Here is a 23,988-nt window from a genome sequence, read left to right as displayed (position 1 = left end):
GTGCAGGCGCTGGAGGATGCGGGGGCGAAGGTGGTGGCCTATGACCCCGAGGGCATGGAAGTGGCCGCGCCGATGATGCCGGGCGTGACCATGGTGAAGGATGCCTATGAAGCGGCGGCCGGCGCGGACGTGCTGGTGCTGGTGACGGAATGGGATATTTTCCGCGCGCTGGACCTCAAGCGCCTGGCCGCGTCGATGGTGCAGCCGGTGCTGGTCGACCTGCGCAATATCTATCCCGTCGCCGAAGCCACCGAGGCGGGCTTTGCCATCACACGCGTCGGGCAGAAGGGGTGATCCACTGGCCCTGGCAGGAAGGGCCGTCGAATGACGCCCTTCCCCGCTGGCATCACTGGCTGATCGCGGCGGCGACCCTGTTCCTGATGGGGATCGCCGTCCCCATCTTCGCCGCCTTTACTTAGAGTCTGTCACCGCACCGGCCGGCACCCCCACCCGGCCACCCAACGGCAGTATTCTATGGGCGGCCGGGTGGAGGTGCGGGCCCCGGTGCGGCATTTCCAGGAAGGATCAGGCTTTGATCTTCCAGCCGCGTTTCAGCAGCACATAGCAAAGGCCGCCAAGCACGAGGTTCAGGCCCAGCAGCACGCTGCTGCCGATCACGACATTGGTGTCCGCCGCCGCGACGAAGCCATAGCGGAAGCCGGAGATGATGTAGAAGAAGGGGTTGGCGTGGCTGATCCCCTGAAACAGCGGCGGCAGGCGATCGATCGAATAGAAGGTGCCCGAAAGCAGAGCGAGCGGGCCGATCACGAAATTGGTAATGGCCGCGCCATGATCGAATTTTTCTGCCCAGATCGACGTCAGCACGCCCAGAAAGGCGATGAAGCTGGTACCGAGTAGGCCGAACCAGACCACCGCCCATAGATGCGCCGGCGTCACATGCACGCCGGGCCACAGCGCCATCGCGCCCCACAGCGCGAAGCCAACCATGATCGCGCGCGTCATGGAGGAGAAGACCAGCGCGAACAGCAATTCGCCCACGGAAATGGGCGGCATCAGATAGTCGACCAGCGTCCCCTGCACCTTCCCCACCATCAGCGCGAAGCTGGCATTGGCGAAGCAGGCGTTGATCATGCCCATGATGATCAGGCCCGGTGCGATGAAGTCGGCGAAAGGCACCGCTTCCCCGCGCAGCATCACCGTCCGGCCGCTGCCACCCAGCGCGACGATGAAGATGATCAGGAACAGCAGCGTCGTGATCGCCGGCGCCCATACGGTCTGGAGCTGCACTTTCATGAAGCGGCGCACCTCCTTGCGATAGAGCGCCCAGGTCCCAGCCCAGTTCACGTTGCGGATCTGCGGCACGCCCGGCTCGGCAAAAGGCGAGTCGAGGGGCGTGGCGGCGACAATTTTGGGCTGGTCGTTCATGGCAGGATCGACTATCGGCTGGTCCGTTGTGCTGCAAGGGGTCAGGTCCAAAGGATTTGAACCTGCGCGCTGTGCTTCCCATATAGGAAGCCATACGAGATTTGTGAGGAGTTTTTCATTGTCCTGGACCGACGAGCGTATCGACCAGCTCAAGGGGATGTGGGAACGCGGCCTGACCGCGAGCCAGATCGCCGATGAACTGGGTGGCGTCAGCCGCAATGCGGTGATCGGCAAGGCCCATCGTCTGGGCCTGCAATCGCGTCCTTCGCCGGTCAAGGCGAACGATGCGCCCAAGAAGGCGGCCGCCGCCCCTGCCCCGCGCAAGCCCGCGCCGGAGGCCGAAGCGCCCCGCGCCGCTGCGCCGGCCGCGCCTGCCCCCGCCGCCCCGGTGCGTGCGCCCGCGCCGCAGCCGGTTGCGCCCGCCGCACCGGCCGCCGCTGCCCCGGCTGCCGAGGACGCGCCTGCGCCCGCGCCGCAGCCGCGCATCATTTCGGTCGGCCCCGGCGGCTTCCTGCGCCAGGGCCCCGGCGATCAGCAGGCACCGATCCCGCCTGCGCCGCCGCGCCGTCTGGTCCCCGCCAAGCCCAGCGCCGAAATCGCCGACAAGACTAGCCTGCTCGATCTGACCGAGCGTATCTGCAAATGGCCGATGGGCCATCCGGGCGAACCCGATTTCCATTTCTGCGGCGAGCAGGTGAACCCCGGCTTCCCCTATTGCGTCGAACATTGCGGTCGCGCCTATCAGGCACAGTTGCCGCGCGGCACGCGCCGCCCGCCCCCGCCGCTGCCCTTCGGCGGCCCGCGGGTTCGCTGATTTACATCAGACATTAAAAAGGCCCGGCTTCCTTATGGAAACCGGGCCTTTTTTTATTATTCGCTTCTGATCAGAAGCGGTAGCTGGTCGTCACCATCACGCTCTGCGTGTCGAACTTGTCGCCGCGATTGATGCTGGCACCGCCTGATGGCGTGATGCGGAAAGGATTGGTCGCAGGTGCCGTTCCCGCCCCCACATCAACGCGATAGTCGCCGACATTATAGCGGGTCCACAGATAGCGGGCGCCGATCGAGAAATTGTTGGACACCTTGGCCTCGACACCGCCGCCCATGGTCCAGCCCCAGGCATCTTCCTTGTTGTCGAACTGCGTGAAGCTGTTCGCGGCATTGCTGGTCGTGAAGTTGTTCTTGACCTTCGCATAGGCCAGACCGCCGGTGATGTAGGGCATGATGCCACCCGGCGTCGTATAGCCCAGCCGCGCCCGCAGATTGGCATTCCAGTCGATCTTGCGCCGCATCGTGTAGAAGGCCGGCGTGGTCGAATATTCCGTCACCTTGTCGTCGATATAGGCCTGGCCGGCTTCGGCGACGACACCGGCGACGATGCTGCCAAATTGCCGATCATAGCCGACATGTCCCATCCAGCTAATGGCATCCTTGTCGCCATCGCATCCACTGGCCGGAGTGGAGCCGCGCGCCGCGCCACCGCAGGTTCCGGGTGAAAAGGCATTCGCCCCGGACGCCGTCGTCACGACATCGTCATAGGCTCCATCGGCATCGGTATCGAAGCGCAGATGCTCGTTGTTATCGCTTTTCTGAAACGTGTAGCCAAAGGAGCCACCAACATAAGGGCCAGTCCAGTCCACTGCGCCACTATCCTGCGCGACAGCCGGTGTCGCCAAGGCGAGCGCCAACGTGGCGCCAAGCGGCGCAAATGCGATTGTCTTCATGAAACTATCTCCTCACCTGATGCAGAAAATTGCCTCTGCACGGTGACACTGTGAACGAAGAGGCAGCCGACTTTGTTGCATCAGCCTTTGTGACAATTGATTGCTGCTGTGGCTTATGCGCAACGCTTGCGCCTGTCGCCCGGCCGCTTATAGCTTGTAGCATGTCCGAAGACCTGTTCGCCGCCAACACCCCCGCCACGCAACAATATGACGCCTCGACCATCGAGGTGCTGGAAGGGCTGGAACCGGTCCGCCGCCGCCCCGGCATGTATATTGGCGGCACCGACGAGCGGGCGCTGCATCATCTGGGCAGCGAAGTGCTGGACAACAGCATGGACGAGGCCGTCGCGGGCCACGCCACCCGGATCGAGGTGACCCTGGAGGCAGGCAACCGGCTGACCATCGTCGATAATGGCCGCGGCATGCCGATCGACGAGCATCCCAAATTCCCCGGCAAGTCGGCGCTGGAAGTGATCATGACCACGCTCCATTCGGGCGGCAAGTTCGAAGGGAAGGCCTATGCCACCTCGGGCGGCCTGCACGGCGTGGGCGCCAGCGTGGTCAACGCACTGTCGACCGAGACGATCGTGGAAGTCGCACGCAACAAGGAATTGTTCCGACAGACCTTCTCGCGCGGCCTGCCACAAACCGAGTTGCTGAAGGTCGGCGCTGCGCCCAACCGGCGCGGCACATCCGTCAGCTTCATTCCCGACACCGAGATTTTCGGCGAGCAGAAGTTCAGGCCGGCGCGCCTGCATCGGCTTGCCCGGTCGAAGGCCTATCTGTTCGCGGGCGTCGAGATACGCTGGAAATGCGATCCCGCGCTGATCAGCGACGACACGCCGGCCGAAGCCGTGTTCCAGTTCCCCGGCGGCCTGGCCGACCATCTGAAGGAGCAGGTGGGCGACCGCGATTGCGCCACCAGCGTCTTCTTTTCGGGCAATCAGGATTTCCCCGGCACCGCCGGCCGGGTGGAATGGGCGGTCGCCTGGCCGCTCTGGTCCGACGGCAGCTATAGCTGGTATTGCAACACCATCCCGACGCCCGACGGCGGCACCCATGAAGCCGGGCTGCGCGCCGCGCTGGTGAAGGGCATCCGCGCCTTTGGCGAATTGGTGGGACAGAAGAAGGCGAAGGACATCACCGCTGACGACATCATGACGTCATCGGAAATCATGCTGTCCGTCTTCATCCGTGAACCGCAGTTCCAAAGCCAGACCAAGGATCGGCTGACCAGCCCGGATGCCGCGCGGCTGGTGGAAAATGCGGTGCGCGACCATTTCGACCATTATCTGACCGACCATATGGACCGGGGCAAGGCGCTGCTGTCTTATGTGCTGGACCGGATGGACGAGCGGCTGAAGCGCAAGCAGGAGAAGGAGGTCAAGCGCAAGACGGCGACCAACAGCCGCAAATTGCGCCTGCCCGGCAAGCTGACGGACTGTTCAAACGACGATCCGGAAGGCGCTGAAATCTTTCTGGTCGAAGGCGATTCCGCGGGCGGCTCCGCCAAGCAGGCGCGCGACCGCAAGACGCAGGCGATCCTGCCCCTGCGCGGCAAGATCCTCAACGTAGCCTCAGCAAACACCGCCAAGATATTAGCAAATCAGGAAATTGCAGACATGATCCTGGCGCTGGGCTGCGGCACGCGCAAGGATTGCAACCCGGATAATCTGCGTTACGAACGCATCGTCATCATGACGGACGCGGACGTCGATGGCGCGCATATCGCCACGCTGCTGATGACCTTCTTCTTTCAGGAAATGCCCGAACTGGTGCGGCGCGGGCATCTCTATCTGGCGCAGCCGCCGCTCTATCGCCTCGTCGCGGGAGGCAAGAGCCTCTACGCCAAGGATGATGCGCATCGCGAGGAATTGCTGGCGAAGGAGTTCAAGGGCAAGAAGGTCGATATCAGCCGCTTCAAAGGGCTGGGCGAAATGAACCCGATGCAGTTGCGCGAAACCACCATGGACCCCAAGACGCGCATCCTGATTCGCATCACCCTGCCCGACGATGTCGAGGACCGGCAGCAGGTGCGCGATCTGGTCGACCGGCTGATGGGCACCAACCCGGCGCACCGCTTCGCCTTCATTCAGGAAAATGCGGCGGCAGTGGATGAGGAAGCGATCGACGCGTGAGGGGATGTCACCTCGACCTGCGTGTGGCGCGAGACCCCACCCCTTCCCCCTCCCCTGAAGGGGAGAGGCTTATGGGGCGCACCTAGCCATGGCGTCGCGCGTCATGGCATTGTTGTTGCTGGCCATGTCCCTCTTCCCCATGTCTGCCCGCGCTGCCCCCTCTCCCGCCTATCAGGCCCGCGCGGAACAATTGCTCGACATCCTCTCTGCGCCCGGTGGCGAGGAGGCGTATTTCTCTTCCCTCTTTCTCGACGCGGTGCCGGTGGATCGCTGGCGCGCCATTGCCGCCGATCTGCGTGCCCAGCATGGCCAGCCGGTGGCGCTGGGGGCTGTCAGCCAGACCAGCGATACGGCTGGGCAAGTCGAGATACGCTATGCGCGAGCGACGGTCGGCTTCTCGCTAGTCGTCGCACCGCAGGCACCCAATCGGATCGTCGGCCTGCATATCGTCGGCGCAAAGACGGCGCAGGACAGCTTGGACAAGGTCATGGCGGATATCGCCGCCCTGCCCGGCAGCAGCGCCTTCGCCATCGCGAAACTGACCGATGCCGGGCCGCAACTGCTGCGCGCGCATCGCGCCGATGCGCAGATGGCGACCGGCTCCAGCTTCAAACTCTATATCCTCGCCGAACTGGCCCGCACCACTGGTGCCCGTCAAAGGCGCTGGAGCGACGTCATCCCGCTGGGTCCGAAGAATTTTTCCGGTCGGTTGATGAACTGGCCGGACAAGGCGCCGATGACGCTGCACAGTCTGGCCACGGCGATGATCGCCGAAAGCGACAATAGCGCCAGCGACACGCTGCTCCGCGCGCTGGGACGGGAGAAGGTTGACGCGATGCTGGCGACGGCGGGACATGACGATGCGGGCAAGGCACTGCCGCTGCTGAGCACTGCGGAGGCCTTTGCGCTGAAAATGCCGGCCAATGCCGATCTGCGCCACCGTTATGAGACGGGATCGCTCACCGATCGCCGCGCGCTGCTGCGTGATGCGGCAGCCCGCCTGACCGCCGACAAGGTCGATGTGGGTAGCGTCGCCGAGAGCCCTACCGCGATCGACAGCATCGAATGGTTCGCTTCGCCGGCCGACATGATCGCCCTGCTCGACTGGCTGCATGTGCATGGCGGCGACGCCCTGCCGATCATGGCCGTCAATCCCGGCATTGCCCCGGCCGACGCGAAGCGCTGGCGCTATCTGGGGTATAAGGGCGGCAGCGAGCCGGGGGTGATGGCGATGAACCTGCTGGCGCAGGCGCAGGACGGAAGCTGGTATGCGCTCAGCGGCAGTTGGAACAATCCGGCGGCGCGGGTGGAGGAGAGCCGGTTCGTGGCGCTGATGACGCGGGCGATGAATTTGTTGGTAGAGAATAGAGGGCAATGATGAGGCGGTTTCTAGCATTGCTTTGCCTGACCGTCGCTTCGCCAACGTGGGCAAATGCTTCTGGTGCGACCTATCACTGCAACTTCGGCAAATACGGCTCCATAATTATCGACACGCGATCACCAGACGCGAGCATTTCAATCAATGGGCGGCGGCGTGAAGCGCAGAGCGGGAGCTATTTCTATCAGACCCGTGATGGCGAAGAAGTTGTGATGTTTGGCCCAGATATGCGCTATTGGGAGTATAAGGGCGTGCGCGACATGCATTGCAGCCGGCGCAGCAACGGCAAGCCCTCCCGTTAAGCAATCACCTGACTTCTTCCACCATCATTGGATCAGCCGAAATTATATGCGCTGAAAATCGCATGGCGGGGAAAGCCTTGCCCTCCCCCGCCATGCACATCGCTCCCGTCAGAGCGGCCAGCGCAGGCTGGCCTTCACACCATGATCGCGCAGGCCATCGCCGATCTGCCCGGAATAGGACAGGCTGAGGACCGGGCCGGACGCCAGCCGCCCCTCGACACCCAGGTCGACCGCCGCGACATCCTTGGCGATGGGCGGCGCGGTGATGGCGAAGCGGTCGCCATCGGCAAAGGCCAGCGACGCCAGCGCATCGCGATTATGGCTGGCATGGCGCCAGGCCGCCGAACCGGTGAGCGCGACAACGGTGCCGCCCTGCGGCGACAGATCGGCCTTGAACCGCGCCCCCAATGTGCTGAACAGGATTTGCGAATTCTTGGCATGGACGAACAGTTTCGATGCCCCGCCGCTTTCGACGGCCTGGCTGGAATCGAGATGGACATAGGCCAGACCGGCGACCGGCTCGATCGTCGCCGGGCCTACGCCGATCTTGTAGCCGAGTTCGCCGAAGGCCTGACCGATGCCGATATCATATTTGCTGCCGAGCGAGTCGGTGAAGCCGGTGAAGGCGACGGTCCGGCTGGTCTTGATCGAACGGAAGCTATAGGACGCGCCCAGACGCGCCCCGAAGCCGACATCTTTGCCGATCCCGACATAAGCGCCCAGATGCACGTCATCCGCCTTGGCCGAGGAGGAACGGGCTGGCAGCTTGACGCTGCTATGGCTGTAGCCGGTCAGCAGGCCGATGCGCAGCGCGCCGCTGCGAACCATGTCATAGCCCAGGAAGAAGCCGCCAATGTCGCGATCATAGCGGGCGGCATTGCCATCCCCCTTCATCCGGCCCCAGGAGCCATAGCCCCGGAACCAGAGCGCATTGGGATCGGTCGCATCCAGCAGGCGGCCATTCACGGCCTCCCGGATGAAGCGGCTGTCCTCCAGCGCGGCGGCGCGGACGGTAGCGTGGATTTCGCCCGAGATGGAATCGAAGGCGACACGGGCCTCCGCTTCGCTTTGCAGATAGCCGATCGCGTCGTGCAGCGTGCCGGACGTGCTGTCGCCCCCCGCCGCCGCCGAAATCTGGTTCGGCGTTGCCCCGGCCGAGGCGAAGGAGCGCGTCTGCGCAACATCGAGATAGACATGTGTCGCGTCATAATTGTCGACCAGATTGTAGAAGAGCGACACCTGCGTATCGCCTGACAGCGCATAGTCGCCGGTCACGCCGCCATCGGCGGTCAGCACGGTATAGCGCTTGCCCAGCACATAGCGCGCCGCGTCCGTCTTGGTCACGACCAGCTGGGCACCGCCGTCCAGCGTCGCCGCACCGGATATGCCCAGCAGGTCGGTGTCGCCGGTCGATGTCAGTTCCACGGCATAGCGTGATCCCGACGCCTGATGATAATCGCCATTGATGCTGAGCGTGCCGATGGATCCACCCGGCGCGACCGTCGATCCCGCCTGCGCGCTGATGCCGCCCACGGTGCCATAGCCGCCCAGCGTCGCGCCATTGCCGACCGTCACTGGCGACGTAGCGAGGCTGCCATTGACCTGGAGCTTGCCGGCGGCGACCGTCGTCGGGCCGGTCAGGCTGCTGTCGGCCGTCACTTCCAGCGTGCCGACGCCGGTCTTGAACAGGCTGCCTTCCCCGGAAATCGCATTGGCGAAGGTCGCATCAGCCGCCTGATCGATGATCAGGCTGGCACCGGCGTCGATCACTGCGTCGCCGCTGCCGAAGCTGGTGGCCGAGCCCATCAGCGTTCCGCCCGCCACAGTGGTCGTACCGGAATAGCTGTTCTCGCCACCCAGAACCAATATGCCCAGATCCGTCTTGGTGAGGCCGGCCGTGCCGGTCAGCGGCGCGTCGATCGTGGCGACGAAGGACGCGCCATCGGCCGTGCCATCCCCGACTCGCACGGTCGCGGCGGTGCCGCTCAGTTCGATCGCTTCGCCGACGATATGATAGCCATTAACGGCGAAATGCATGCCTTCTACCGCGACATTGCCCAGGCTGTTGTCGACCGTCACCGTGCCCGCCGTGCCGGCAAAGGTCACGCTGCCCGGATTGGGCGTGTAGGCGCCATTGGCGCCGCCGCCCGCTTCGGTCCAGTTGGCGGTGGTCGCATCCCAAACACCGTCGCCGCCATTCACCACGCCATTGTCGGCATTGCCGGCGGCGGCGCCATCCCAATAGAGGAACTGGCCCGTCGGCGGGACAGTCGGCGGCGTCACCACCGGCCCGGTGCCGACATCGATCAGCCCGCCGTCGACGCCCTGCGTGAAGTCGAAATAATTGTCATAGGGATCGACGTCATTCAGCGTGAAAGCCAGCGCGTTGCTCGCCAGCAGGCTGTTGTAGATTTCCGTCAGGACCGCGACGTCCGTGATGCTGAAAAAACCGGTCGCCAATATGTCGTTGCCGAACCCGTTGGTGGTGCTGAGCAGCGTCTGGCCATCTGAGGTGGTCTGATAGGCGGTTACATCGGACCAGTTGCCCAGCAGGATATCATTGACCGACAGGGTGTTTTCCCCCTGATCGAAATCACCGGGAGCCGTGTCACCATCATAGAGGGTGATGCGGATGGACAGGGACTGAATACCACCGCCAAGTTGGTCCAGCACCGTGCTGTCATAGCCAGTCTGGGTGCCGAACAGCAAAGGATTGCCGGTCGCGACACCCGGAACCGCATTTTCGGAGAAGTTGGCATAGCCCCGATACAATTCCGAGGCGGCCAGTTGCGATACGACGCGCGTATCATTGGTACCGGTCATGTCGACAACGATACCGCCGACTTCCGTCACACCGGAAGGAAGAGCGCCGCCAGTTGGCGAATTTCTGGTTTCATCGCTGGCACTTGCAGGAACAGAATAACTTAGCGCCAAGGCACTGGCGGCTAACAACAATCCTATTTTCATGCTTCACTCCATTTTCGATTATCATTGGCAAGCCAATCGATAAATTCGTGGAGCGACCCCTATTTTAGGCATGGATGAAATAGTTCAGCACATGCCATCTGATCGGCGGCATTTTACCGCTTGGCAACATGCTGCAACAATAACGGGTCAGATGAAGACGGCGTTGCGCTAAAAAGAAAGAAATATGCGCCAGAATGAAAAACAATACAGAATAAATATAACAACATCTGTTAGAAAATTGTTTCGATTCCGAAATAAATTATGAAAATATGGCTAGAAACAGTTTTAATACACATCCACACGCGGAATCATGAAGAAGAGAAAATCAGAATTAACGACCACACCTGATGGCAACAGGCCGATATGCCCAGTCGACCGCAAATCGCTTCCTTCCCATCTATCATGCGGGAAGAGATAGTTTCTGATTATCAGGATGTTATTGCCGACCTGCCAGGCCTTTATCGCTCCGGCAGGATCAGGCACTTCAGGCGATCAGCGCCTCGACCAGCGTTTTGACCTTCTTCTGCCGCCATTGGGGCAACGGCGCGATCAGCCAATAGGCGAGCAGGGTCGGGCTGGCATCGCCCACCTGCCGCACCCGGCCCGCCGCAATATCCGCCTGCGCCAGCAATTGCGGCACACGGGCGCGACCGAAGCCATTCGCCGCCGCCTCGATCGCCAGACCGCCATCGGCCACGCGAATGGTCGCAGGCTTGTCGCCAGCGGGGCAACCGGGCCAGTCGATACGATGATCAGGGCCACCATTGGCGGCCTCCACCGTGATATAAACGGCCTCCCCGATCTTCACGCCCTCATGCTCGCCCGCTCCATCGGTCAGGCGCAGGGCGATGTCCAGATTGGCCTCGGTAAAGTCCAGCGCTTCGTCGGCGGACACCAGTTGGAAGGTCAGGTCGGGCTGGGTCGCGGCATAGGTGGCCAGACGCGGCTGGAGCCATTTGGCGGTAATGTCGCGGGGCGCGGCGATGGTCAGCGCATGGCTGGACTGGCCCGCCTGCATCGCCCGGACGGCCTCCTCAAACTCCAGAAAACCGGCGCGCAGGGCATCCAGACCCGCTTCGGTTTCCGGGGTCAGTTCCAGCCCCTTGGGCGTGCGGCGGAACAGCACGACGCCCAGCATGTCTTCCAGCGCGCGAATCTGTTGACCCACGGCGGCCGGCGTCACGGCCAGTTCGTCCGCCGCGCGGGTGAAGGACAAATGCCGTGCCGCCGCATCCAGCACGCGCAGGCCGTTGAGCGGCAAATGGGTGCGCTTCATTCGGCCACCGCCGGTGCGATCAGCGCGAAATGAGGGATGGCGACTTCGAACGTGTCGCCGTCCATACCGATCATGCGATAGCTGCCCTTCATCGACCCGGTCGGCGTACCCAGTGGACAACCCGAAACATAGTCATAGCTTTTCCCCGGCTGCACCACCGGCTGCTCCCCCACCACGCCGTCACCATCGACGCTATGCTGCGATCCGCGCCCATCGGTGATGATCCAGTGGCGGGTCAGAAGCTGTACCGGATGGTCGCCCTGATTTTCGATCCGGATATGATAGGCCCAGAACCAGCGGCCCCGGTCCGGCTCCGACTGTTCGGGCAGAAAGGTGACTGCGACATGGACAGTGATGTCGCGCGTCGTCGCGTGAAAGGGGAAGAGCGCAAGCACGGTCATGTCTCAGGAATGCGCCCTAACCCCCTCGTCCGTCAACGGCCTATCGCGCGCAGCGCCTGATCGAAATCGGCGATGACATCGTCCGGGTCTTCCAGACCGACGTTCAGGCGCAGCATATCTTCGGTAATGCCGACTTCCAGCCGCGCTTCTTCCGCCATCCCGAAATGGGTGGTGGAAGCCGGATGGGTCATCAGCGATCGCGAGTCGCCGATATTGTTGCTGATGTCGACCAGTTCCAGCGCATTGAGCAGGCCATGGGCCTCTGCCCGGCCGCCGCCGACATAGAGCGAGAAGATCGGACCGGCAGCTTCCATCTGCTGCATGGCGAGTGCATGCTGCGGATGGCTTTCAAGGCCGGGATAATTGACCTTGGGCAGGCGCGTTTCCAGGAAGCGCGCGACCTTGAGCGCATTGTCGCTCTGACGACGGATGCGCAGATCCAGCGTCTCCAGCCCCTTCAGCACCACCCAGGCGTTGAACGCGCTGAGCGTCGGCCCGGTATTGCGGTGGAAGGGCAGCAGGACATTGTCGATCCAGTCGCGCGTGCCGCAAATGGCGCCGGCGAGGACGCGCCCCTGCCCGTCCATCATCTTGGTCGCGCTATAGGCCACGACGTCCGCGCCATAATCCATCGGCCGCTGGAGCGCGGGCGAGGCGAAGGCATTGTCGACGACGGTGGTGATGCCATGCGCCTTCGCAATGGCGCACACGGCGGCGATATCCACGATATCCATCGTCGGATTGGCCGGGGTTTCGAAGAAGAAGACCTTCGTATTGGGCTTTACCGCCGCTTCCCAGGCAGCAACGTCAGAGCCGTCGATCGTGGTCGTCTGGATGCCGAATTTGGGCAGCAGTGTGTCTACCAGCCAGCGGCAGGAGCCAAAGGCCGCTTTGGCTGCGACGACATGGTCACCGGCCGACAACTGGCACAGCAGAGCCGCCGTCATCGCCGCCATGCCGGTGGCGGTGGCGCGACAGGCTTCGGCGCCTTCCAGCAGAGCGATGCGCTGTTCCAGCATTTCGACCGTAGGGTTCTGGAGGCGGCTATAGGTCATGCCGACCTGATCACCGGCGAAGCGCGCGGCGGCATCCTCCGCCCGGTCATAGCAATAGCCGCTGGTCAGGAAGAGCGCTTCGGACGTTTCGCCATATTCGCTGCGCGCCGTACCGCCCCGGACCGCCAGCGTCGCCGGCTTCCAGTTCTTCGTGATCTCCGGATTCTGTCCGCTCTTCCGCTTCATATCGCCTTCCGCAATTCCACGCGCGGGGTGGCCCCGCTCAATATCTCGGCCATCTGGCTTCTGTCGCCATTACCGCCCGACAGGATTACCGCAACCCGCTTGCCACGCATTGCCTCTTTTTCCTGCATCAGCGCGGCCAGTGCCACCGCGCCCGCGCCTTCGGCCAGATTATGCGTGTCCTCCCAATAGATGCGGATCGCCTCGGCCACTTCATCATCGGTCACGGCGACGAAACGGTCGGCGCGCGGTCCGAAATAGTCGAGCGCGGCCTGAACCGGGGTGCAGACGGCCACGCCATCGGCAAAGGTGTAGGCGGTGGGGCTGGAGATGAGGCGCCCCGCCTCGAAGCTGCGCTTTGCGGCATCGACATGGGCGGAGACGACGCCGACGACTTTGGTCTTCAGGCCCAGTGCATCGCGCGCCGCAATCGTACCGCACAGGCCGGAGCCGCAGCCTACGGGCACATAGACGGTGTTGAGGTCCGGCACCGCATCGAACAGTTCCAGTCCATAGCTGGCCACGCCGCGCACCAGTTGATCATGATAGGCCGGGACCATGAACAGCCCCTGCTCCTGCGACAGGCGCAGTGCCTCCGCCTTGGCACTGTCGAAATCATGGCCATGTTCGATCAGGTTCGCGCCGAAAGCGCGCATCGCCCGGTTCTTTTCCAGCGCATTGCCATGGGGGACGACGATGGTGACGGACAGACCCGCCGCCTTGGCCGCGCGCACCTGCGCCTGGCCATGATTGCCGCGGGTGGCGGTGATGATGCCCTTCACTTCGGGATGGGCCGTGCGCAGCCAGTCGATATAGGTGATCGCGCCGCGCACCTTGAACGCGCCGGTGGGCGTGTGATTTTCATGCTTCACCCACACATCGCAACCGCTGCGGCCCGCCAGCAGCGGCCAGGCATATTGCGGCGTCGGCGGCACCTGTTCATGGATCAGGGCAGCGGCGGAACGGAGCGAGGCAAGCGAAAGATCGGTCATCCTGCACATCTATCGGCCATGCACCGCCCAGGACAGGACCGATATGGGCGGATTGGCCCCTTTTTCAGGCTGCCTTGCGCACCCCACCGGCAAAGAGCGGGTGGAGATTGGCTTCTTCCCATTCCATCCGGTCATACAGGCCGTTCTGCAATTCCAGCACGGCGGCGCGATAGCCGGACCAGTCGGCGGCGATCTGTGCCGGGGTCCAAAATTTGATATGGTCGCTGTAGCGCAGGAACAGCGCAACCATGGCGCGGCTGCTGGTGCGGACCACCTGATCGGGGTGGGGCGTCATCGGATTACGGCGCAAATCCTGCACCATCGCATCCTCGCGCGCCATATGTTCGCGGAACAGTTGCGAGAAGGCGATGCGGCGTCGCGCAATATCCTGCATGTCCTCCGCCCGCGCGCTTTCCATGGCGTGGGCGAAATCCCGCATCATCCTGCGCAGGCCATCATGATCCTGCGCCAATTCCATATGCATATTCTGCGACCCCATTTTCCCATTAGATCGGCATGAGGCCGCAAAAGTTAAGCCGGCTCGCCGATTATGCGACGAACCGAGCGACGCTTCAGAGCGCGGCGAGGACCGCCTCGCCCATTTCCAGCGTGTTCATGCTGCCGCCCAGATCGGGAGAACGGGCGCCATCGCGCAGCGCCTTCGCCACGGCCGCCTCGATCCGGTCGGCCTGTTCGGGCAGGTTCAGCGAGTAACGCAGCATCATCGCCGCCGACAATATGGTCGCCAGCGGATTGGCCTTGCCCTGCCCGGCAATATCGGGCGCGGAACCGTGGATCGGCTCATACAGCCCCTGCCCGCTGCCGTTGAGCGTAGCGGACGCCAGCATGCCGATCGAGCCGACGCACATGCTCGCCTGATCCGACAGGATATCGCCGAACAGATTGCCGGTGACGATGACGTCGAACTGGCCGGGGTTGCGAACGAGCTGCATCGCGGCATTGTCGACATACATGTGGCTCAGGGCAACGTCGGGATAGTCCGCCGACACCGCGATCACCACGTCGCGCCACAGCTGGCTGGTTTCCAGCACATTGGCCTTGTCCACCGAACAGAGTTTGCCACGACGGGCGCGGGCGGCCTGAAAACCGGCATGGGCGATGCGGCGCACTTCGGCTTCGTTATAGGACATGATGTCATAGCCTTCACGCAGGCCGTCGGCGGTGGTGCGGAAACCCTTTTCGCCGAAATAGACGTCGCCATTGGTTTCGCGGACGATCAGCAGGTCGATCGATCCGGCGACCTCGGGCTTCAGCGCCGATTCATGCGCCAGTTCGGGAAAGACCTTGGCCGGGCGCAGGTTGGAGAAGAGGCCCAATTCCTTGCGCAGGCCCAGGATCGCCTGTTCCGGGCGCAGATGCCGTTCCAGCGCGTCGCAATCGGGATCGCCGACGGCGCCGAACAGGATGGCGTCGGCGCGCTTGGCGATGTCCAGCGTTTCGGGCGGCAGCGGATGGCCGACCGCCTTATAGGCTGCGCCGCCGACCAGACCCTCTTCATAGGTCAGGCCATCGATCGCCAGTGCATCGAGCACGCGCTTTGCCTGTGCGACGATCTCAGGACCGATACCATCTCCGGGGAACAGGGCGATCAACATGGCGGTGCTTCCTCACAATATGTTCGTACGGCCCCGTGACGTGCAATAATGGGGCAGATTGTCGGCGCCCGCCTTTGCAGAAGCTGCCCGCTTTAGGCAACCGCTCTTTTGAGCCGTTCGACCAGTCTTTCCCGCGCCGCCAGCACATCGACACGCCGGTCGGTGAGGACGGAGCGTTCCAGAAAGAAGCCGGTCAGGCGCAGGCCGTCGATGATCTGGTCCCAGTCGCCCATGCCCCCTTCCAGCAGGAAGGGCGGCAGCGGCAGCAATCGGCTTTCATAGCCGACCGCCGCCGCGCGGCTGACGGCGGCAGCGCTGCGCGGGCTGACATAGGCCAGATCGTTCACATCGCCCAACGCCGCGCAGCGGGTGAGATCGAGGCCGAAACCCAGTTCGGCGAGCAGCAGCAGTTCATAACGCACCAGCGCCGCCGCCCAGCCCCGCGCCGCCGCCGCCGCCTCCACCGCGTCGAGCAGGCCGGACAGCGCCTGATGCAGCGCCGGATAAGGCGTGCCTTCGGGCAGGGACGCAGCGGTAAGCGCGCAGCTCCAGTCGATCGCGGCGGCCGGCAGCGGTTCGGCATGGAGCGGGGCGCGGCTATGGGCGAGTTCGACGGTCAGGCCTGCCAGTTGATCCTCGGTCCGGGCGCGAAATTCCGCCATCACCACATTGCCCGGCAACAGCACCGGCCGCATCGCCCGCGACCGGCCGCCCCGGACATAGCCGGGCAGCAGACCATCCCCCGGCGTCAGCAACCGCGCGATCGCGCCATGTTCGCCATGATGGCGCAGCGCACAGACGATCGCGGTGGTGGAGAGATGGGGCATCGCCCCCTCCTAGAGCGAAGCGTGCTCCTGCGAAAGCAGGAGCCCATCCTTCTCCCTCACTTCCGATAGACGCTCTTCAGGTTCATGAATTCATGCAGACCATAGGGGCCCAGTTCCCGACCATGGCCTGAGCGCTTCACACCGCCGAAGGGGGCTTCGGGCGCGGAGGCGAGCATCTGGTTCACGGCGGTCATGCCGGCCTGCACATCGCGAATGAAGCGGGCCTGCTCGTCGGGATCGCTGGTCCAGACCGACGAACCCAGGCCGAAGGGGATCGCGTTGGCGATGGCGATCGCATCGTCGATGTCGCTCGCGCGGAAGAGCATGGCGATCGGCCCGAAAATCTCCTCCCCCATCAGTGCGGGATCGGTCGGCACATCGGTCAGGATACCGGCGTTCAGATAAGCACCGGGCCCCGGCAGCGCCTCGCCGCCGATCAGTGTGGCGCCAGCCGCCTTCAGCTTCCAAATCTGTTCCTGCACGGTGCGGCGCTGTTCCTCGCTGGACAGCGGCCCCATGTCGGTCGCCGGATCGAACGGATCACCGGCCTTTACCGCCATCATCGCCACCGTGTAGCGCTCCAGAAAAGCGTCATAGATATCCGTATGGACGATCATCCGCTTGCCGCAGATGCAGGACTGGCCCGTATTCTGGATGCGGGCGGTGACGGCCTGCTTCACCGCCGCGTCCAGATCAGCCGAGGGCATAACGATGAAGGGATCGGCCCCGCCCAATTCCAGTACGACCTTCTTGAGCGCCCGGCCCGCCTGTTCCGCGACGGCGCGCCCTGTCCCCTCACTGCCCGTCAGGGTAACGGCGGCGACCCGATCGTCGGCGATGATCGCGGCGACCGCGTCCGACCGGATGGGCAAGTTCTGGAACAGGCCGTCGGGCGCGGCGATGAGCGTCATCATCTCCTGCATCAGCGCGGCGACACCCTGCACATTGCTGGCATGTTTGAGCAGGCCGACATTGCCGGCGAGGATGCAGGGGGCCAGGAAACGGGCGACCTGCCAATAGGGGAAATTCCACGGCATCACCGCCAGCACCGGCCCGATCGGCAGCCAGACCAGATCGGCCTTGCCCCCGGATGCCAGCGCGATGCTGCCACCCTCCAGCATAGCCGGACCAGCCTTGGCATAATGGCGGAAGACGGCGACGCATTTGTCGACCTCTGCCAGCGCGGATTTCAGCGTCTTGCCCATTTCCAGCGTCGCCATGCGGGCGAGGCGCTCACGATGCTCCTGATAGGCATCGGCCAGGTCGGACAGCAGCGCGGTCCGTTCCGTCAGGTCCGTCTCCCGCCATGTCGCGAAGCCTGCCATCGCCCGGTCGAGCGCAGCATCGATCTGCGCTTCGATCAGCGCCTCATGGACGGCGATTTCCTCACCGGTGGCGGGGTTGATGCTTTTCATGACGGGCTCCGGACGGGAATGATTCAGGGTGGAAAGGGCAATATGGGGATGCTCTTGCAGGGTCACAACGCGGGTGCAGGGGCGAAGTTCACAGTGTCACTGGGATAGGGTGATGTGCGGGGTAAGCAATCGAGGTGGTGGATCGCGATTAGAAGCATTGCGGTTCCCCCTCCCGTGAACGGGAGGGGGTTAGGGGGTGGGCATGCGCAACGTTGCGAATGCCCACCCCGCTGCGACTAAATTCGCTGCGCTCATTAAGTCTCGCCGCCCCTCCCGCCTGCGGTAGGGGCAATTAAAGCCATTAGACCACCCATCACCCATGGAAATAATCATAGACCTGTTGCGCGACCGCCTTCGATACGCCGGGCGCCTTGGCGAGGTCGTCCAGCGCGGCGTCGCGCACCGCGCGGGCGGTGCCGAAGTGCATCAGCAGTGCCTTCTTGCGGGCGGGGCCGATGCCGGGGACTTCGTCCAGCGAACTGACGGTGATCGCCTTGCTACGCTTGGCGCGGTGGGCGCCGATCGCGAAGCGGTGCGCTTCGTCGCGCAGGCGCTGGAGGTAGAAGAGCACCGGATGGTTGAGCGGGAAGGTGATTTCGCGGCCGTCCAGCAGGTGGAAGACTTCCCGCCCCTCCCGGCCATGATGCGGCCCCTTGGCAACGCCGATCATGGTCACATCCTCTATGCCCATTTCCTCCAGCATGGTGCGGGCCGCCGATAGCTGGCCCTTGCCGCCGTCGATCAGCACCAGATCAGGCCATTCGCCGCTGTCGCGATCCGGATCTTCCTTCTGCGCGCGGCCGAAGCGCCGTTCGAACATCTCGCGCATCATCGCGAAATCGTCGTTGCTGATCGCAGGGTCTTTCATGTTGAACTTGCGATAAGCGTTCTTGCGGAACCCTTCCGGCCCGGCGACCACCATCGCGCCCAGCGCATGCGCGCCCTGAATATGGCTGTTGTCGTAGATTTCGATCCGGTCGGGCACGCCCTCCAGCCCGAAGGCTTCGACCATATCCTCCATGATGCGGCCCTGGCTGGTCGTCTCCGCCAGTCGCCGGTCGAGCGCTTCCACCGCGTTGCGCTGGGCCTGCTTGATCAGGCGGGTGCGGTCGCCGCGCTGGGGCACCTCTATCCGAACCTTGCTTCCGATCCGTTCGGTCAGGGCCAGCGCCATCAACTCGCACTCGGCCGGTTCGCGATCGGTGAGGATCAGCTTGGGCGGCGGTACTTCCTCGTAAAATTGCGCCATGAAGCTTTCCAGCACCTCCTCCGTCGCGACGTCGGCGGTGTGGACGGGGAAGAAGCTGCGATGCCCCCAATTCTGGCCGCCGCGGATGAAGAAGGCCTGGATGCACATCGATCCGCCCTTTTCCGCCAGCGCGAAGATGTCGGCATCGCCCAGCCCTTCGGCATTGATCGCCTGCGACCCCTGAATGAAGGTCAACGCCTTCAGCCGGTCGCGGATCACCGCTGCCTGCTCGAAATCCAGCGCCTCGGCCGCCTGCTCCATCGCCGCGCCCAGCTTTTTCTGCACGGCGGTCGATTTGCCGCCAAGGAAGTCCTGCGCATCGCCGACCAGTTCGGCATAGCCCGCCGCATCGATCCGATCGACGCAGGGGGCCGAGCAGCGTTTGATTTGATAAAGCAGGCAGGGCCGCGATCGGTTGGAAAAGAAACTGTCCGTGCAGGAGCGCAGCAGGAACAATTTTTGCAGCGCATTGATAGTGCGCGTCACCGATCCGGCGCTGGCGAAGGGACCATAATAACGGCCCTTATATTTGCGCGCGCCGCGATGCTTCTGGACGCGAGGGAAGGCGTGATCGTCGCGCAGCAGGATGAAGGGAAAGCTCTTATCGTCGCGCAACAGGACATTATAGGGCGGGCGGTAGCGCTTGATCAGTTGCGCCTCCAGCAACAGCGCTTCGGCTTCGCTGTTGGTGGTGACGATGGTCATGCTGCGGGTCTGGGCCACCATGCGGCGCAGGCGGTTGGGTAGGCGTTCGACCTGGGTGTAATTGGACACCCGGTTCTTCAGCGCGCGTGCCTTGCCCACATAGAGAACATCGCCGCGCGCATCGTGCATCCGGTACACGCCGGGACGGGTCGGCAGCGTCCGGAGCGTCGTGCGGATCGCCTCCACTCCTGCATCGATATCCGGCTGGCTGCCGGTGACGGTGAAGCTCGCCTTGTCTTCGTTGAAACGATCGGGGGATTGGGGGCCGGACATGGGGGCAGAGATAGCGCGGCACGGTAGTTTGGCAATGGGCGGGGTTGATCGCGACCGGTTTCCTTCCTATCTATACCGAGCTGTATAGATTTACGGCTTCTCCAAATCCTCCTCGCCATCTCTGGCGACATTATCAGCATCAAAGGGACCACCCAATGAGCGTAAAAGCCTATGGCGCCTATGCCGCCGACAAGCCGCTGGAATCCATCGACATCGAACGGCGCGCGGTCGGCGCCCATGATGTGCAGATCGCCATCGCCTATTGCGGCGTCTGCCATTCGGACCTGCATCAGGTCCGGTCAGAATGGGACGGCACCCAATATCCCTGCGTACCCGGCCATGAAATCGTCGGCCATGTTACCGCCGTCGGCGACCATGTGAGCAAGTTCAAGGTCGGCGACACCGTCGGCGTCGGCTGTATGGTCGACAGCTGCCAGAGCTGCGCCGCCTGTGACGAAGGGCTGGAGCAATATTGCGAAACCGGCTTCACCGGCACCTATAATGGCGCGACCGAAGATGCGCCGGGCCATACGCTGGGCGGCTATTCGCAGAGCATCGTCGTGAAGGATGATTTCGTCCTGAAGATCAGCCATGCGCCCGAACAACTGGCCGCCGTCGCGCCTTTGCTGTGCGCGGGCATCACCACCTGGTCGCCGCTGCGCCACTGGAAGGTCGGACCGGGGCAGAAGGTCGGCATCGTCGGTATCGGCGGCCTGGGCCATATGGGCATCAAGCTGGCCCATGCGCTGGGCGCGCATGTGGTGGCCTTCACCACGTCCGAGTCGAAGCGGCAGGACGCGCTGGATCTGGGCGCGGACGAAGTGGTCGTGTCGCGCAATGAGGAAGAGATGGCGGCCCATGCCAACAGCTTCGACTTCATTCTGAACACGGTCGCCGCCAGCCATAATCTGGACGCCTTCACCACCCTGTTGAAGCGGGACGGTACGCTGACTCTGGTGGGCGTGCCCGAACATGCGCACCCCTCGCCCAATGTTGCCGCGCTGATCTTCAAGCGCCGCGCCATTGCCGGTTCGCTGATCGGTGGCATTGCCGAAACGCAGGAAATGCTCGATTTCTGTGCCGAAAAGGGCATCACCTCCGAAATCGAACTGATCGCCGCGCAGGATATCGAAGCCGCCTATGCGCGGATGGTGAAGAGCGACGTGAAATATCGTTTCGTGATCGACAGCGCCACGCTGGCGGCCTGATCCGATCCTATATGGATAGGGAAAGGGGGTGCGGAAACGCGCCCCCTTTTTCGTTGGAACACAGGCTCGACAATTCAGGGGCGCACTCTTTAGACCGGCCCGGCGTGTTGCACTGATAATAACGAAAAGGACGTAGAATGAAGCGCCTGGCGCTAAGCATGATCCTGGCGGGAACGGCCCTGTCGGCCACTATCGCCCCTGCCGCAACGGCCCCCGCTCCTTCCCCCGCAGATGCAAAGACGGTCGCCGCCATCCGCGCGCGCCCGGCGGTGAAAACCGCCTTCGCCGCGCTGGAAGCCGAGCATGAGCAATGGGTGAAGAACATCATCACCCTGACCGAAATTCCCGCTCCGCCCTTCAAGGAACAGGCGCGTGGCAAGGCCTATGCCGATCTGTTCCGCGCCGCCGGTTTCACCGATGTGGAGATTGATCCGGTGGGCAATGTGCTGGCGCTGCGGCGTGGCACGGGCAAGCCGGGTGGCAAGGTCGTCGTCATCGCGGCGCATCTGGATACCGTCTTTCCCGAAGGCACGCCGGTTACGGTCAAGCGCGAGGGCAATCGCCTGATGGCGCCGGGGATCGGCGACGATACGTCGGGCCTTGCCACGCTGATGAGCCTGGCCAAGGCGATGAACGCGGCCAAAATCGAAACGCCGATGGACATATTGTTCGTCGGCAATGTCGGCGAGGAAGGTCTGGGCGACCTGCGCGGCGCGAAGCAATTGTTCAATGCAGGCAAATATCAGGGCCGCATCGCCAGTTTCTTTTCGATGGATGATAGCTCGACCGACGGCATCGTCACCGGCGGGGTCGGATCGAAACGGTACAAGCTGCGCTTCAAGGGACCGGGCGGCCACAGTTTCGGCGCGTTCGGGCTGGTCAATCCGATGACGGCGATGAGCCAGACAGTGGTGGACCTGTACAAGATCCCGGTGCCGACATCGCCCAAGACAACCTATAGCGCCAGCGTCGTGGGTGGCGGTTCGTCCGTGAACGCCATTCCGGAGGAGATATGGTTGCAGGTCGACATGCGGTCGGAAAGCGCGGAGGAACTGGCGAAGCTGGAACAAGCGATGCTGGCGACGGCGGACCGTGCGGTCGCGACCGAAAATGCGGCGCGATCGACGAAGGAAGGTGCGATCAGCGTCGACAAGACGATGATCGGCGATCGTCCGGCCGGTCATAGCGACACCAGCAGCGCGCTGGTCCGCCAGACCGTGGCGGCCTATGCGGCGGAGGGCGTGAGTGCCCGGCTGAGCTTCAGTTCGACCGACGCCAATGTGCCGATGAGCCTGGGCATTCCCGCCGTCACCATCCCGCGCGCGGCGACTGGCGGGCGCGGCCATTCGCCGGACGAATGGATCGACGTGACGGCGGAACCCTCGCTGAAGGTCAAGCGGATGGACCTGATCGCACTGCTGGCGGCCGCGGGATATCGGCAATAGACGGAATCTGACGGAGGTTTGACTGGCCTCCGTCAGATTGAAAACAGGTCATATCAAATCACCGTTCGTGCTGAGTAGGGGCTGAGCTTGTCGAAGACCCGTATCGAAGCGCCTGTCCTTCGATACGCCATTTCGACTTCGCTCAATGCCTGTCCTGAGCGCCTGCCTTGGCAGGCAGTCGAAGGGGCTACTCAGGATGAACGGGGTAGATAATTCAAAATCGCCAAAACAGAAAAGGGCCGGTGCGACGTCCGCACCGGCCCTTTTCTGTTGCGATCTGATCCGATCAGTTGATCGTGCCGAGGCCCGAAATCGCGCTGTCGACCAGTGCTTTGTCCGCCTTGGCATCATGGCCCTGGGCGATCAGGGCAGCGGCGGCGGCGGTGGCCGCGTTCACCGTCTTGGCGCGAATGCTGGCGATGGCGGCGCGTTCGGCGGCGCCGATCTTGTCTTCCGCCATCTTCTGGCGACGGGCGACGAGATCTTCGGCATTCACCTTGGCGTCGGCGATCAGCCCTTCGGCTTCATGCTCGGCAGCCTTGCGCATGGCGTCCGCTTCGCCGGCCGCAGCGGCCAGCTTGGCTTCATATTCGCCCTTGAGTGCTTCGGCTTCGGCGCGCAGGCGCGATGCTTCGGCCAGCTGCTCCTTGATCTGGGCGATCCGGCCGTCCAGCGCCTTGCCGATCAGGGCAGGCACCTTCTTGACCAGCAGGATGACGATGAACACCGCCATCGCCAGGCTGACCCAGGCCGTCGCGTCCATGCCGACCGCTTTGGGATCGGTATGCGGCTCGACGCCTTCATGGGCAACGGTGCCGACCGGTTCCATGCCTTCGCTATGGATCGCCTGGTTCAGGTGCGGAACGTCCGCTGCTGCGCTATGCGCTGCATGTGCTGCCGCCTCAGCCATGGGCCAGTGCCGCCTTTACTGCGTTGCGGGCTGCCTCTTCCGACGCATCGACGCCGGAAATGCGAGCCACCATGTCGCGCGCCGCATCGACGGCGACGGTTTCGATTTGGGCCAGCGCCGCAGTGCTTGCGGCCTGGATGCGGGCTTCGGCCGCAGCAATCTTGCTGGCGACTTCGGCATCGGCGGCGGCGAGCTTCACTTCCGAAGCCTTGGCTGCTTCCGATTTTGCCTTCGCCACGACAGCCTGAGCGGCGGTGCGGTTCTGGGCATCGCGAACGCGATAGTCGGCTTCCGCTTCGTCGGCGCGGGCGAAAGCCGCCTTGGCCGCGTCCAGATCGCCGCTGATCTTCGCGTCGCGCGCGTCCGCCGTACCCTGAACCTTGGGCACCATGCCCAGGCCAATGACGAAGAAGACGAAGCCGAACGTCACCAGCAACCAGAATATCTGGCTGGAATAGGTATCGGCGATTTGCGCGATTTGAGGCATTTTACGGTCCGTCCGATCAGAGGGCGGTCAACAGGGAAGCGGGCAGGCACG

Annotated in this window: 22 protein-coding genes; 8 read left to right on the top strand and 14 right to left on the bottom strand. The window is 63.5% G+C overall.

What is annotated here, in order from left to right; genetic code table 11:
• The coding region (locus tag BMY84_RS05905) for a UDP binding domain-containing protein (protein WP_305825960.1) at nt 1-294 on the top strand (294 nt) is incomplete at its 5' end.
• A complete protein-coding gene (locus BMY84_RS30375; protein WP_256215085.1) occupies nt 291-419 on the top strand; it encodes a hypothetical protein in 129 nt (42 codons plus the stop codon). The genes BMY84_RS05905 and BMY84_RS30375, both read left to right, overlap by 4 nt.
• A 106-nt stretch (nt 420-525) precedes the next feature.
• Here BMY84_RS30375 and BMY84_RS05900 read toward each other — a convergent pair whose 3' ends face one another.
• Nucleotides 526-1,386 carry an ABC transporter permease gene (locus BMY84_RS05900; protein ID WP_093081529.1) on the bottom strand — a complete coding sequence of 287 codons (861 nt, stop codon included), beginning with the start codon at nt 1,384-1,386 and terminating at the stop codon, nt 526-528.
• A 118-nt stretch (nt 1,387-1,504) separates the two neighbouring features.
• Between BMY84_RS05900 and BMY84_RS05895 the strand changes: the two genes are divergently transcribed.
• Nucleotides 1,505-2,200, top strand: a complete 696-nt coding sequence (locus BMY84_RS05895; protein ID WP_093081526.1) for a GcrA family cell cycle regulator — start codon at nt 1,505-1,507, stop codon at nt 2,198-2,200.
• 70 nt (nt 2,201-2,270) lie between these two features.
• On the opposite strand, the gene BMY84_RS05890 is transcribed toward BMY84_RS05895, so the two are convergent.
• Nucleotides 2,271-3,110 carry an outer membrane protein gene (locus BMY84_RS05890; RefSeq protein WP_093081524.1) on the bottom strand — a complete coding sequence of 280 codons (840 nt, stop codon included), beginning with the start codon at nt 3,108-3,110 and terminating at the stop codon, nt 2,271-2,273.
• A 161-nt stretch (nt 3,111-3,271) separates the two neighbouring features.
• On the opposite strand from BMY84_RS05890, the gene parE reads away from it, so the two are divergent.
• The 3 genes from parE to BMY84_RS05875 all read left to right on the top strand — a co-directional run bounded on the left by parE (nt 3,272) and on the right by BMY84_RS05875 (nt 6,928).
• Nucleotides 3,272-5,248 (top strand): DNA topoisomerase IV subunit B, encoded by a 1,977-nt coding sequence (parE, locus tag BMY84_RS05885; RefSeq protein ID WP_093081520.1) that lies wholly within the window; start codon nt 3,272-3,274, stop codon nt 5,246-5,248.
• A 103-nt stretch (nt 5,249-5,351) separates the two neighbouring features.
• Nucleotides 5,352-6,626, top strand: a complete 1,275-nt coding sequence (locus BMY84_RS05880; RefSeq protein WP_256215084.1) for a class A beta-lactamase-related serine hydrolase — start codon at nt 5,352-5,354, stop codon at nt 6,624-6,626.
• Complete coding sequence (locus tag BMY84_RS05875; protein ID WP_143074992.1) at nt 6,623-6,928, top strand: hypothetical protein; 306 nt, start codon at nt 6,623-6,625, stop codon at nt 6,926-6,928. The genes BMY84_RS05880 and BMY84_RS05875 overlap by 4 nt, the downstream gene beginning before the upstream one ends.
• 108 nt (nt 6,929-7,036) lie before the next feature.
• Here BMY84_RS05875 and BMY84_RS05870 read toward each other — a convergent pair whose 3' ends face one another.
• The 10 genes from BMY84_RS05870 to uvrC form a co-directional block, all read right to left on the bottom strand.
• Nucleotides 7,037-9,895 carry an autotransporter outer membrane beta-barrel domain-containing protein gene (locus BMY84_RS05870; RefSeq protein WP_093081511.1) on the bottom strand — a complete coding sequence of 953 codons (2,859 nt, stop codon included), beginning with the start codon at nt 9,893-9,895 and terminating at the stop codon, nt 7,037-7,039.
• Nucleotides 9,896-10,379: 484 nt separating this feature from the next.
• A complete protein-coding gene (locus BMY84_RS05865) occupies nt 10,380-11,171 on the bottom strand; it encodes a LysR family transcriptional regulator (RefSeq protein WP_093081508.1) in 792 nt (263 codons plus the stop codon).
• Complete coding sequence (gene apaG, locus BMY84_RS05860; RefSeq protein ID WP_093081837.1) at nt 11,168-11,566, bottom strand: Co2+/Mg2+ efflux protein ApaG; 399 nt, start codon at nt 11,564-11,566, stop codon at nt 11,168-11,170. Before apaG ends, BMY84_RS05865 begins: the two co-directional genes overlap by 4 nt.
• 38 nt (nt 11,567-11,604) lie before the next feature.
• A complete protein-coding gene (gene metZ / locus BMY84_RS05855) occupies nt 11,605-12,813 on the bottom strand; it encodes an O-succinylhomoserine sulfhydrylase (RefSeq protein ID WP_093081505.1) in 1,209 nt (402 codons plus the stop codon).
• Nucleotides 12,810-13,802, bottom strand: a complete 993-nt coding sequence (locus tag BMY84_RS05850) for a threonine dehydratase (protein WP_093081503.1) — start codon at nt 13,800-13,802, stop codon at nt 12,810-12,812. The genes metZ and BMY84_RS05850 overlap by 4 nt, the downstream gene beginning before the upstream one ends.
• Before the next feature lie 64 nt (nt 13,803-13,866).
• On the bottom strand, nt 13,867-14,286 hold the full coding sequence (locus BMY84_RS05845) for a hypothetical protein (protein ID WP_093081835.1): 420 nt from the start codon (nt 14,284-14,286) through the stop codon (nt 13,867-13,869).
• An 88-nt stretch (nt 14,287-14,374) separates the two neighbouring features.
• Complete coding sequence (gene leuB, locus BMY84_RS05840; RefSeq protein ID WP_093081500.1) at nt 14,375-15,418, bottom strand: 3-isopropylmalate dehydrogenase; 1,044 nt, start codon at nt 15,416-15,418, stop codon at nt 14,375-14,377.
• 92 nt (nt 15,419-15,510) lie between these two features.
• A complete protein-coding gene (recO, locus tag BMY84_RS05835; RefSeq protein ID WP_093081497.1) occupies nt 15,511-16,245 on the bottom strand; it encodes a DNA repair protein RecO in 735 nt (244 codons plus the stop codon).
• Between the two features lie 56 nt (nt 16,246-16,301).
• Nucleotides 16,302-17,660: an NAD-dependent succinate-semialdehyde dehydrogenase gene (locus BMY84_RS05830; protein ID WP_093081494.1), complete on the bottom strand. Its 1,359-nt coding sequence runs from the start codon at nt 17,658-17,660 to the stop codon at nt 16,302-16,304.
• Nucleotides 17,661-17,973: 313 nt separating this feature from the next.
• A complete protein-coding gene (gene uvrC, locus BMY84_RS05825; RefSeq protein ID WP_093081492.1) occupies nt 17,974-19,887 on the bottom strand; it encodes an excinuclease ABC subunit UvrC in 1,914 nt (637 codons plus the stop codon).
• Between the two features lie 155 nt (nt 19,888-20,042).
• On the opposite strand from uvrC, the gene BMY84_RS05820 reads away from it, so the two are divergent.
• Complete coding sequence (locus BMY84_RS05820; RefSeq protein ID WP_093018184.1) at nt 20,043-21,095, top strand: NAD(P)-dependent alcohol dehydrogenase; 1,053 nt, start codon at nt 20,043-20,045, stop codon at nt 21,093-21,095.
• 137 nt (nt 21,096-21,232) lie between these two features.
• Nucleotides 21,233-22,540 (top strand): M20/M25/M40 family metallo-hydrolase, encoded by a 1,308-nt coding sequence (locus tag BMY84_RS05815; protein ID WP_093081489.1) that lies wholly within the window; start codon nt 21,233-21,235, stop codon nt 22,538-22,540.
• A 286-nt stretch (nt 22,541-22,826) separates the two neighbouring features.
• On the opposite strand, the gene BMY84_RS05810 is transcribed toward BMY84_RS05815, so the two are convergent.
• On the bottom strand, nt 22,827-23,450 hold the full coding sequence (locus BMY84_RS05810) for a F0F1 ATP synthase subunit B family protein (protein ID WP_093081486.1): 624 nt from the start codon (nt 23,448-23,450) through the stop codon (nt 22,827-22,829).
• Nucleotides 23,443-23,937: a F0F1 ATP synthase subunit B family protein gene (locus tag BMY84_RS05805; RefSeq protein ID WP_093081484.1), complete on the bottom strand. Its 495-nt coding sequence runs from the start codon at nt 23,935-23,937 to the stop codon at nt 23,443-23,445. The genes BMY84_RS05810 and BMY84_RS05805 overlap by 8 nt, the downstream gene beginning before the upstream one ends.
• Nucleotides 23,938-23,988: the final 51 nt, after the last annotated feature.

Source organism: Sphingobium sp. AP50 (assembly GCF_900109095.1).
In the GTDB taxonomy this organism is placed as follows: Bacteria; Pseudomonadota; Alphaproteobacteria; order Sphingomonadales; family Sphingomonadaceae; genus Sphingobium.
This window is presented reverse-complemented; position numbering and strand designations above follow the sequence as displayed.

Bases quoted from the DNA above. Each gene is read 5' to 3' on its own strand.
- leuB (WP_093081500.1), bottom strand. From the start codon at position 15,418: ATGTTGATCGCCCTGTTCCCCGGAGATGGTATCGGTCCTGAGATCGTC.
- BMY84_RS05850 (WP_093081503.1), bottom strand. From the start codon at position 13,802: ATGACCGATCTTTCGCTTGCCTCGCTCCGTTCCGCCGCTGCCCTGATC.
- BMY84_RS05805 (WP_093081484.1), bottom strand. From the start codon at position 23,937: ATGCCTCAAATCGCGCAAATCGCCGATACCTATTCCAGCCAGATATTC.
- BMY84_RS05845 (WP_093081835.1), bottom strand. From the start codon at position 14,286: ATGCATATGGAATTGGCGCAGGATCATGATGGCCTGCGCAGGATGATG.
- BMY84_RS05830 (WP_093081494.1), bottom strand. From the start codon at position 17,660: ATGAAAAGCATCAACCCCGCCACCGGTGAGGAAATCGCCGTCCATGAG.
- BMY84_RS05820 (WP_093018184.1), top strand. From the start codon at position 20,043: ATGAGCGTAAAAGCCTATGGCGCCTATGCCGCCGACAAGCCGCTGGAA.
- BMY84_RS05880 (WP_256215084.1), top strand. From the start codon at position 5,352: ATGGCATTGTTGTTGCTGGCCATGTCCCTCTTCCCCATGTCTGCCCGC.
- parE (WP_093081520.1), top strand. From the start codon at position 3,272: ATGTCCGAAGACCTGTTCGCCGCCAACACCCCCGCCACGCAACAATAT.
- BMY84_RS05865 (WP_093081508.1), bottom strand. From the start codon at position 11,171: ATGAAGCGCACCCATTTGCCGCTCAACGGCCTGCGCGTGCTGGATGCG.
- metZ (WP_093081505.1), bottom strand. From the start codon at position 12,813: ATGAAGCGGAAGAGCGGACAGAATCCGGAGATCACGAAGAACTGGAAG.
- BMY84_RS05870 (WP_093081511.1), bottom strand. From the start codon at position 9,895: ATGAAAATAGGATTGTTGTTAGCCGCCAGTGCCTTGGCGCTAAGTTAT.
- BMY84_RS05890 (WP_093081524.1), bottom strand. From the start codon at position 3,110: ATGAAGACAATCGCATTTGCGCCGCTTGGCGCCACGTTGGCGCTCGCC.
- BMY84_RS05875 (WP_143074992.1), top strand. From the start codon at position 6,623: ATGATGAGGCGGTTTCTAGCATTGCTTTGCCTGACCGTCGCTTCGCCA.
- BMY84_RS05810 (WP_093081486.1), bottom strand. From the start codon at position 23,450: ATGGCTGAGGCGGCAGCACATGCAGCGCATAGCGCAGCAGCGGACGTT.
- uvrC (WP_093081492.1), bottom strand. From the start codon at position 19,887: ATGTCCGGCCCCCAATCCCCCGATCGTTTCAACGAAGACAAGGCGAGC.
- BMY84_RS05815 (WP_093081489.1), top strand. From the start codon at position 21,233: ATGAAGCGCCTGGCGCTAAGCATGATCCTGGCGGGAACGGCCCTGTCG.
- BMY84_RS05900 (WP_093081529.1), bottom strand. From the start codon at position 1,386: ATGAACGACCAGCCCAAAATTGTCGCCGCCACGCCCCTCGACTCGCCT.
- recO (WP_093081497.1), bottom strand. From the start codon at position 16,245: ATGCCCCATCTCTCCACCACCGCGATCGTCTGTGCGCTGCGCCATCAT.